Source organism: Stenoxybacter acetivorans DSM 19021 (genome assembly GCF_000745895.1).
Taxonomy (GTDB): domain Bacteria; phylum Pseudomonadota; class Gammaproteobacteria; order Burkholderiales; family Neisseriaceae; genus Stenoxybacter; species Stenoxybacter acetivorans.
Genome location: NZ_JQKE01000082.1, coordinates 1 through 9,423 on the forward strand (window position 1 = coordinate 1; position 9,423 = coordinate 9,423).

Sequence of the window (9,423 nt, forward strand, 5' to 3'; positions counted from 1 at the left end):
ATCAGAAAGTGACGAACTTTTTTGGTACTTGCAAACCATTGCCATGACTCCTTTTTAGACATTTTAATGCCTTGTTTGGTTGTCATGTCCCAAAATTATATGGTGATGTTTGATAATGTTATGAAATCAATTGTTCAGCGAATGGGCTGTTGTCTTTTAGGCAGAATCGCATTGCAGACAGGAATTGTGCTTTGACCAGCAGTACACAAACCATACCCAAACACAATGAAGTGCCGCGCCATTTGGCGGTGATTATGGACGGCAACGGGCGTTGGGCGAAAAAGCGCATGATGCCGAGGGTATTCGGGCATAAAAAAGGGTTGGAAACCTTAGAACGGCTGACTATTGCGTGCGCACGCATGGGCGTGGAATATTTAACAGTGTTTGCTTTTTCCACAGAGAATTGGCGGCGGCCGGCAGATGAAGTGGGTTTTTTAATGAATTTATTCCTGCAATCACTGCAAAGACACGTTCAGCGGCTGCACGAAAACGGTTTGCGGCTGAAAGTGATTGGTGAGCGCACCCGTTTCAGCCCACCGATTATTAACGGCATCGAAGCCGCCGAACGACTAACCGCAGCCAATACGGGCTTAACCCTCACCATTGCCGCTGATTACGGCGGCCGCTGGGATATTCTTCAGGCAGCCAATCAGGCGTTAAGCCAAGGTGCTTCGCGTCTGGATGAAGAAACCTTACGCCCTTATTTGAGCTTGGGTGATGCACCTGAGCCGGATTTATTTATCCGCACCGGCGGAGAAACCCGCATCAGTAATTTTTTATTGTGGCAGTTGGCTTATACTGAATTGTATTTCACCGATACCTTGTGGCCTGATTTTGATGATAAAGCTCTGGCATTGGCGGTGCAATCGTATCGGCAGCGTGAACGGCGGTTTGGCAGAACAACGGAGCAATTGCCGACGGCACAGCAGCGGGATTAAAACAAACTGTTCAGGCTGCCTGAAACCGATGATTCAGAGCCATTCAGGCAGCCTGAAAATGTATATTTAACATTATATTAGCTAAAAAGTTTATTATGCTCAAACAACGTATTCTCACCGCTTTGGTATTGTTGCTCTTAATGCTGGGTATGTTTTTTTATACCGATGGATTGGTATGGGCGGTGTTTTGCGGCTTGATTGCTTTGCTCACTTTGTGGGAATACGCACGTTTGTGCGGCATGAGTGCGCGGCACAATGCGATTTATTTGGCGGTGAGTACGGTTGTACTGCTGATGTTGTGGTTTTCAAGGTTGCTTCCTGACGCATTGTTTTTCGGCATTGTCTCAACGTGCGGTGTGATTATTCTGATATTTTGGTTGTTGGTGGTGCCGCTGTGGTTAAAATGTAAATGGCGGTTACAAGCCAATGTTTGGGCTTGGTTGGTTGGTTGGTTGCTGGTGTTGCCGTTTTGGTCGGCATTGGTGCTTTTACATTCTGAAAGAAAAGAGCTGTTGCTGGGCGCGATGGTGCTGGTGTGGCTGACTGATATTGGTGCTTATTTTGTTGGACGCGCATTCGGCAAACATAAACTGGCGCCGGTTATCAGCCCTAAAAAAAGTTGGGAAGGGGCGGTTGGCGGGGTGGTGTGCGCTTTGTTGTTTTCGTGGTGGGTACACGCACAATATCTCTCTGACCTCCCTCTTATTTTGATATTATTGACTGCTTTGTTGCTGGCGGTGGTGAGTATTTTGGGCGATTTGCTGGAAAGCTGGCTGAAGCGTGCCGCTGATGTTAAAGACAGCAGTCATTTGTTGCCGGGACATGGTGGGGTATTTGACCGTGTGGACTCTTTATTGGCAGTGTTGGGAGTGTTGTTGGCATTGCCTTTAACTGTGTTTTTTTTATACTTATTTAAAATACCTCCATTTTTTTCTTGATGATTTTGATTTGATTGCATATGAAACCTATCTCTTTAACCATATTGGGTTCTACCGGCAGTATTGGGGTCAATACTTTAGATGTATTGGCACGGCATCGTGAACGCTTTTCGGTGTTCGCGCTGACTGCGTATCGTCAAGTAGAAAAACTGGCGGAGCAATGCGCACAATTCAAGCCGCGCTATGCGGTGGTGGCTGATGAAACCGCCGCGCAAGCCTTAGTACACCATTTACAAGATACCAAAACAAATACCGAAGTTTTGTTTGGCGAACAAGCCTTATCAGATGTAGCCGCCGCAGCAGAAACCGATGCAGTAATGGCGGCGATTGTGGGGGCGGCGGGTTTGTTGCCGGCACTGGCAGCGGCAAAGGCAGGAAAAACCATTTATTTGGCAAACAAAGAAACGCTGGTGATGGCGGGTGCGCTGTTTATGCAAACCGTACGCGATAATGGCGCGAAATTATTGCCGGTGGACAGTGAACACAATGCCATTTTCCAAGTATTGCCGCCGGATTATTGCGGTGATATGGCAAAGGCAGGGATTGATTCCTTTATATTAACGGCATCGGGCGGTCCTTTTTTACATGCCGACATGCAACAATTTGAGAAAATTACGCCTGCCCAAGCGATACGTCACCCCAATTGGAGTATGGGACAGAAAATTTCTGTTGATTCCGCCACCATGATGAATAAAGGTTTGGAGCTGATTGAAGCGCATTGGTTGTTTCACGCACCGCCTGAGCAATTGGAAGTGGTGATTCATCCGCAAAGTGTGATTCACAGCATGGTGCGTTATCGTGATGGTTCGATATTGGCACAGATGGGTGTGCCGGATATGCGCACACCGATTGCCTATTGCCTCGGGCTGCCTGAACGCATTGAATCGGGAGTTGCTAAACTGGATTTGGCAAGTATTGGTGCATTAACATTCAACCGTCCTGATTTTAAAAGATTTCCTTGTTTACATTTGGCATACCAAGCCTTGCAATCGGGCGGCGCGGCATCATGTGTCCTTAATGCTGCCAATGAAGTGGCGGTCAGTGCCTTTTTGGCAAAACGCATTCGTTATACGGATATTGCCGCACTGGTTTCGCATTGTTTGCACAACCACGGCAGTGCAGCGGCGGATTCGGTGGACGAGCTGCTTCATTTAGACGAACAAGTACGCGCCACAGCTGCGGTGTGGGTGCGTAATCACCGCCGAATTTTGCGCGGCTAGGAATTTTTATGCTCACATTAGGTGCGTTTATTCTGGCAATTCTGGTTTTGGTCAGCTTGCATGAGTTTGGTCATTTTTTGGTTGCCCGTTTATTCAAGGTAAAAGTAACCCGCTTCAGTATTGGTTTTGGTACACCATTCTGGAAAAAAAAGCGTGGTGATACCGAATGGTGTCTTGCGCCAATTCCGCTGGGCGGCTATGTCAAAATGGTAGATACCCGTGAAGGCGAGGTTGCTGAAGCTGATTTGCCGTATGCGTTTGACAAACAACACCCTGCTAAGCGAATTGCCATTGTGGCGGCAGGACCGCTCACCAATTTAATTTTGGCAGTCTTGCTCTATACGGTTAGTTTCAGCGCGGGCATTACCGAAATCCGTCCGTGGGTGGGTACGGTTACACAAGGATCAATTGCGGCGCAAGCGGGCTTTCAGGCAGGTGATCGTATTGAGGCAGTGAATGGTGCGGCAGTCAATGATTGGACAGACGCACAAAGTGCAATTTTGCTGAATTTGGACGCGGGCAAGGTTAATGTGGCAGTGAAAACAGAAAGCGGACAATCGGTTGTGCGCGTGATTGATGTTGCTGACACTCAAGCTGCTAAAGAAGCGGCAAAAACAGTATTTATCGGTATGCTGCCATTTCGTATGCTCAATCGGGTTGGGGTGGTTGAAGCCGACAGTCCGGCGGCAAAAGCCGGTTTGCAAAAAGGTGATGCATTGCTGGCAGTGGACGGTAAACCCACCGCCAATTGGCTTGCTTTCACTGAACTTATCCGCCGCAGTGCAGGACAAAAATTAACCCTTGCTTACGAGCGCGGCGGCAAGCGTTATGAGACCACCTTACGCCCTGATTCAATTACCGATAATAACAAGCAGATTTTCGGACGCATCGGTATGGGTGCGATGAACGATGAAGCATGGCAGGCACAGGTACAACACCTCTATGTGCCGAACGCAGCGCAGGCTTTTCAGCTGGCGGTGCAAAAAACCGGCAGCTACATGCGTTTGACATTGGAGTTTTTTGGTAAATTAATCACCGGTAATGTTTCTTTAAGCCATATTTCCGGTCCGGTTACCATTGCCGATGTGGCGGGTAAAACAGCCGCCATTGGCTGGCAAAGCTATGTGGAATTTTTGGCATTGGTGAGCGTGAGCTTGGGTATATTGAATTTATTGCCGATTCCGGTTTTAGACGGCGGTCATTTATTGTATTATGCGTTCGAGTGGATACGCGGTAAACCGTTGAGTGAACGTTTGCAGCAAGCTGGGATGCGTGTCGGCATTGCGTTGATGCTTATGCTGATGTGTGTGGCATTCTTTAACGATATTACCCGTTTATTGGGATAAATCATGAAATTGAAAAAAATTACAGCAGTATTGGTTTCTTTGGGTATGTCTTCGCTGGCACTGGCAGCAGAGCCGTTCACCATTCAAGACATTCGCGTTGAAGGCTTACAGCGTACCGAACCGACTACTGTGTTCAGTTATTTGCCGGTAAAAGTGGGCGATACTTTCACAGATGTTGAAGGCGAAAACATTATTCGCAATCTGTATGCTACGGGTTTTTTTGACGATGTGCGCATCGAAACGCTTGGCAGTCAAGTATTGCTGACGGTAGTCGAACGCCCTGTGATCAGCAGCCTCACCATTGAGGGCGGCAAAACCATCGGCAACACCGATATTCAAAAAAATCTGGCCGGTTTTGGTTTGGGGCAGTCGCGTTTATTTAATCAGGTTACTTTAAACCAAGCGATTGCCACTTTACAGGAAGCTTATCGCACCCGCGGTAAAAATGCTGTAAAAATCACGCCGGAAGTAACACGCTTGGAGCGCAATCGTGTGGCGTTGAACCTGAAGGTTGACGAAGGTCCGACCACTACCATCAAAACCATCGAATTTGAGGGAAACACCCATTTTTCCGACGGCACTTTACGCGATCAAATGGCATTGAGTGAAGACGGTCTTTTTACGTGGTTTACCAAAAGCAACCGATTTGCAGATGATAAATTTCGCCAAGATTTGAGTAACATCACCCAATTTTATCAAAACGAAGGCTATTACGATTTTCGTTTTACCAATGTTGATGTGCAAACCAATGAAGATCAAACCGCGCAAACGATTAAAATCGATGTGAGCGAGGGTGATCGTTATCGCTGGGGTACGGTAACGCTTGATGGTGATACCAAAGAAGTACCGCGTGCAGATTTGCTGAAACTCTTTGAAATGAAGTCCGGTCGTTGGTACAACCGTTCTCAAATGGTGGAAACCCTTGAAGCCATTCAAACGCGCATGGGTACGGAAGGCTATGCTTTCAGCCAAGTCAATGTAACACCCACTGTACGTCCCCAAATCCACGCCGTGGATTTTGTACTGACCGTTATCCCTGATCGTAAAATATATGTGAATCAAATCAACATCAGCGGTAATAACAAAACCCGTGATGAAGTGGTGCGCCGTGAATTGCGCCAAATGGAAAGCGCACCTTACGATCTGTCCAAAATCAACCGATCACGTGAACGCGTTGAATTATTGGGTTATTTTGATAATGTACGCTTTGACACCAAGCCAATACAGGGCACACCCGATGTTGTTGATTTGGATATGTCCGTACAAGAGCGTTCTACCGGATCTCTGAGCGTAGCGGCTGGCTGGGCGCAAGACGATGGTCTGTTGCTTTCAGGCGGTATTGCCCAAGACAATTTATTTGGTAGCGGGAAATCAGCCAGCTTGCAATTATCACGTTCCAAAGTAAGCCAAGTGGCTTCGGTGTCGTTTACCGATCCTTATTTCACTCCCGATGGCGTGAGCTTGGGTTACGATGTGTATTACCGCGGTTATAATCCGCATGAATCAAATAGTAACCCTTTGGGTTATAAAACCACAACAGTCGGTGCCGGTGCGCGCATGGGTGTGCCGATTACCGAATACGATCGCCTCAATTTCGGCTTGGGTTTGGAACACATGAGCATCAAGCTGTTTGACTACCCGCCGCAGCGTTATGAAGATTTCGTCAAGCAACACGGCGAAAAAAATTGGATTGTGAAAGGCACTTTGGGGTGGGGGCGCAATAAAACAGACAGTGCGTTGTGGCCGACACGCGGCTACATGACCAGTATCAATTTAGACAGTGGCTTACCGGGTGGTGATTTACAATTTTACAGCCTGAGCCATGATCAAAAATGGTTTTTCCCCTTGACCACAAATCTCACATGGATGATTGGCGGCGAAATCGGTTATGCCAACAGCTACGGTAAAACCAAAGAATTGCCGTTCTTTGAAAACTTCTACGGCGGTGGTTTGGGGTCGGTGCGTGGTTTTGAGGGCGGTACGTTAGGACCCAAATTCTACACTCGCTACAGCGATGGTACGCACAGCAGCGATGCCAGCAGCTACGGTGGTAATTACAAGGCCTTTGCCACCACCGAATTGCTGTTTCCTTTCCCCGGGTTAAAAGATAAGCGCACTGCTCGATTGAGTATATTTGCCGATGCAGGCAGCGTTTGGGACGGCGATACCTACAAACCCGGCAATGACAATCCATATAAAAAAGCGCACCACTCCACCTTTAAAAACGAATTCCGTTACTCAGCTGGTGTTGCCATGGCTTGGCTTTCACCTTTGGGTGCGATGAAATTCAGCTATGCTTATCCGCTGAATAAAAAACGCGGTGATGAAGTTCAACGCTTCCAGTTTCAATTGGGCACAGTGTTTTAATGTTGGAAACAAAATGCAAAAACCGCAGACATCAGAATCTGCGGTTTTTTGTTTTGGCAAGGTACTCAGCCAAGCGGATAAAAATACAGCTATTTGTGTGCTTAAGCTTTTTTGATTTTACCGTAAATAAACAAAATCAAGAATGCAAAGACAACAGAAGCAATCAATCCGGCACTTTGTCCTGCTTGATACCAGCCGAAGAGCTGACCGACATAACCGGCAACCAAAGAACCGGCGATACCCAGAATAGTAGTGAGAATAAACCCCATATTTTGATTGCCGGGCATCAGAAATTTAGCGAGTACACCCACTACAAAACCAATCAAAATTGTCCAAATTAAGCCCATAATTAGTTCCTTTCATTTTTGTTAAAAATAGATTGAATAAACCAGATATTGCTAGTTGCAGTATAGTTACAGTGCAATATAGTTGCAATATAGTTCATTTTACATCTAAGCAAGCTCGTTATAAATAAGCTATTTTTATGCCAATAACTCAATCTAATTTATTTTATTTATCGTCTTTATTATATTGTTATCTGCTTTCTCCCCGATTTTGGTTTCTCGCCCTGACAATAAGTTGCTGATATTGGTTTTATGCCGCCACAAAATCAATAATGCAATAATGGCAGTGGCAATGATGTATGAAAAAAAAGGCATAAAAAAACAAGCTGCCAGCGGGCTGATCAGGGTAGCGACAATTGCTGCCAACGAAGAAATTTTTAAACCCAAAGCCATGATCAGCCACACCAACACACAGATTAACGCCGTTGGCCAAGACAAAGCCAACAAAACACCAACCGCAGTTGCCACACCTTTGCCGCCTTTAAAGCCAAAAAAGATTGGCCACAGATGTCCTGCTAATACGGCAATGGCAACAAGTGCAATGGTGGTATCGGTTAAACCAAACTCGGACTGAAAATACATGGCAAGCCACACAGCCAGCCAGCCTTTGAACGCATCGCCTAAAAGAGTCAATGCAGCCGCTGCTTTTTTGCCGCTGCGTAAAACATTGGTGGCTCCCGGATTGCCTGATCCATACTGACGCGGGTCAGCGATGCCGAAAATTTTGGAAATAATAATGGCAAAAGAGAGTGAGCCGAGAAGATAGGCGAAAAGAACGGCGAGGAAGTTAACCATAAACAGAACTTTATGCTACGATAATAAGGTGCTTATTTTAATGTAGCAGGTGATGAATGGATACTGTTTTTTTACATGGTTTACAGGTGGAATGCATTATCGGAGTTTATCAATGGGAGCGGCAACGGCGGCAAACATTGATTCTTGATTTGGATTTGGGCGTGGATTTTCAGGCAGCCATTGATAATGATGATATTAGAAAAACAGTGAGTTACGCCGAAATAGCCGACTATCTGAATGATGAGTTGCCTAAGCAGCAGTTCATATTACTGGAAACTTTAGCAGAATATGTGGCACAATTACTGCTTATTCGTTCCGGAATATCGTGGGTGCGTGTTAGGGTGACAAAACCCGGTATTTTGCCTAAGGTACGTGAAGTTGGTGTACAAATTGAACGACATAACACACTAAATATTATCTCTGATGGACAATCTGTGTGAGTAAATAATCAAAAAATTAAGCTGTTTAGCATTTGAACGAAAGTAATCAATGGCAAATTCAGAAATTTATACTGTTGCACAAATGAAAGAATGGGAAACTGCTGCCCGAGAAAGAGGTCTTGGGGCAGGGAAATTGATGGAAAATGCAGGCAGCCGCATTGCTGAAGATTTGATGAAAAGATTTCCTGAACCGCAAAAAACGCTGGTAATTTGCGGCAATGGCAATAACGGCGGCGATGGTCTGGTGACAGCACGGTATTTATCTGAAAACGGTTGGGCAGTGGCTGTGCTGACTTTCCATGATATTGATGTTGCGCCGCTGGTTGGGTTGAATTTGGCAAAATTACCTGATTCTGTGCGTGTGGCTACTGAAAAACAGTCTTCTGATGTATTAACCGCAGATACACAGCTGGTGATCGATGCCATTTTCGGTATTGGGTTTCATGACCAATTGCCGCAGAAAGTGGCAGATTGCCTAAAAGAAGTAAATGCACACAATGCTTTTAAGGTTGCCATTGATATTCCCAGCGGCGTTCATGCTGATGACGGCACTGCCGCTGAAAACAGTTTTACTGCCATGCTGACTTATGCTTTGCAAGCCTGTAAATCGGCACATGAAACATCACCGGCCAAAGAATTGTGCGGCGAAGTGGTTTGTATCAATATAGAATGATTTCATCGGCAGGAATCTACCTAAAATCTTATGCTCGCAGCTCATTAAAATCAGAAAACAAACCTATGTAGTTTACACATATCTACACGGTTTAAGTTAATGAGATTCCATCATCTTGAATCTCTTTGGGTCATATTTCCCCGTTGCTCTGTAGCGTATAATTCCAAAATGAGTACATACCTACAGTTGCTATGTAGAAAGGCAGGAATATAAAAAACTTTATAATGTGTAAGAATTACCCGCGTTATTTACACTTTTCATCAAAATAAAAATATTTCTCTAGTACCTCGTATGGTGTCGCCCCGTTAAGTGATTTATGGGGCTTCACCGTATTGTAGTAGTTGATGAAGCGATTTAGCTCC

At 45.7% G+C, this 9,423-nt stretch carries 10 protein-coding genes; 7 read left to right on the forward strand and 3 right to left on the reverse strand.

Translation table 11 applies throughout. The annotated features are described in order from the left end of the window. Positions 1–191: 191 nt before the first annotated feature. The 5 genes from uppS to bamA all read left to right on the forward strand — a co-directional run bounded on the left by uppS (position 192) and on the right by bamA (position 6,809). A complete protein-coding gene (gene uppS, locus Q384_RS10075; RefSeq protein ID WP_037587703.1) occupies positions 192–938 on the forward strand; it encodes a polyprenyl diphosphate synthase in 747 nt (248 codons plus the stop codon). Between the two features lie 95 nt (positions 939–1,033). Next, complete coding sequence (locus Q384_RS10080; RefSeq protein WP_037587704.1) at positions 1,034–1,876, forward strand: phosphatidate cytidylyltransferase; 843 nt, start codon at positions 1,034–1,036, stop codon at positions 1,874–1,876. 20 nt (positions 1,877–1,896) lie between these two features. Continuing rightward, entirely contained in the window at positions 1,897–3,096 is a 1,200-nt protein-coding gene (ispC, locus tag Q384_RS10085; RefSeq protein WP_037587706.1) for a 1-deoxy-D-xylulose-5-phosphate reductoisomerase, read from the forward strand. Between the two features lie 8 nt (positions 3,097–3,104). After that, positions 3,105–4,442 (forward strand): RIP metalloprotease RseP, encoded by a 1,338-nt coding sequence (gene rseP / locus Q384_RS10090; protein ID WP_037587708.1) that lies wholly within the window; start codon positions 3,105–3,107, stop codon positions 4,440–4,442. Positions 4,443–4,445: 3 nt separating this feature from the next. Then, the gene (bamA, locus tag Q384_RS10095; protein WP_037587711.1) at positions 4,446–6,809 is read left to right on the forward strand and encodes an outer membrane protein assembly factor BamA; all 2,364 of its coding nucleotides are present in this window, start codon (positions 4,446–4,448) and stop codon (positions 6,807–6,809) included. A 101-nt stretch (positions 6,810–6,910) separates the two neighbouring features. Here bamA and Q384_RS10100 read toward each other — a convergent pair whose 3' ends face one another. Together Q384_RS10100 and plsY are read right to left on the reverse strand one after the other, a co-directional pair. Beyond that, positions 6,911–7,156, reverse strand: a complete 246-nt coding sequence (locus Q384_RS10100; RefSeq protein WP_037587714.1) for a GlsB/YeaQ/YmgE family stress response membrane protein — start codon at positions 7,154–7,156, stop codon at positions 6,911–6,913. 153 nt (positions 7,157–7,309) lie between these two features. Next, entirely contained in the window at positions 7,310–7,948 is a 639-nt protein-coding gene (gene plsY / locus Q384_RS10105) for a glycerol-3-phosphate 1-O-acyltransferase PlsY (protein WP_037587716.1), read from the reverse strand. A 56-nt stretch (positions 7,949–8,004) separates the two neighbouring features. On the opposite strand from plsY, the gene folB reads away from it, so the two are divergent. Together folB and Q384_RS10115 are read left to right on the forward strand one after the other, a co-directional pair. Next, a complete protein-coding gene (gene folB, locus Q384_RS10110; protein WP_051940876.1) occupies positions 8,005–8,388 on the forward strand; it encodes a dihydroneopterin aldolase in 384 nt (127 codons plus the stop codon). A gap of 49 nt (positions 8,389–8,437) precedes the next feature. Continuing rightward, complete coding sequence (locus Q384_RS10115) at positions 8,438–9,061, forward strand: NAD(P)H-hydrate epimerase (protein ID WP_037587717.1); 624 nt, start codon at positions 8,438–8,440, stop codon at positions 9,059–9,061. A 244-nt stretch (positions 9,062–9,305) separates the two neighbouring features. On the opposite strand, the gene Q384_RS14135 is transcribed toward Q384_RS10115, so the two are convergent. After that, positions 9,306–9,423 (reverse strand): integrase core domain-containing protein (locus tag Q384_RS14135; RefSeq protein WP_281174540.1); only part of this gene is annotated, 118 nt, incomplete at its 5' end.

Coding starts and splice junctions, on each gene's coding strand:
- Q384_RS10080 (WP_037587704.1), top strand. CDS start 1,034: ATGCTCAAACAACGTATTCTCACCGCTTTGGTATTGTTGCTCTTAATG.
- ispC (WP_037587706.1), top strand. CDS start 1,897: ATGAAACCTATCTCTTTAACCATATTGGGTTCTACCGGCAGTATTGGG.
- rseP (WP_037587708.1), top strand. CDS start 3,105: ATGCTCACATTAGGTGCGTTTATTCTGGCAATTCTGGTTTTGGTCAGC.
- bamA (WP_037587711.1), top strand. CDS start 4,446: ATGAAATTGAAAAAAATTACAGCAGTATTGGTTTCTTTGGGTATGTCT.
- Q384_RS10100 (WP_037587714.1), bottom strand. CDS start 7,156: ATGGGCTTAATTTGGACAATTTTGATTGGTTTTGTAGTGGGTGTACTC.
- plsY (WP_037587716.1), bottom strand. CDS start 7,948: ATGGTTAACTTCCTCGCCGTTCTTTTCGCCTATCTTCTCGGCTCACTC.
- folB (WP_051940876.1), top strand. CDS start 8,005: ATGGATACTGTTTTTTTACATGGTTTACAGGTGGAATGCATTATCGGA.
- Q384_RS10115 (WP_037587717.1), top strand. CDS start 8,438: ATGGCAAATTCAGAAATTTATACTGTTGCACAAATGAAAGAATGGGAA.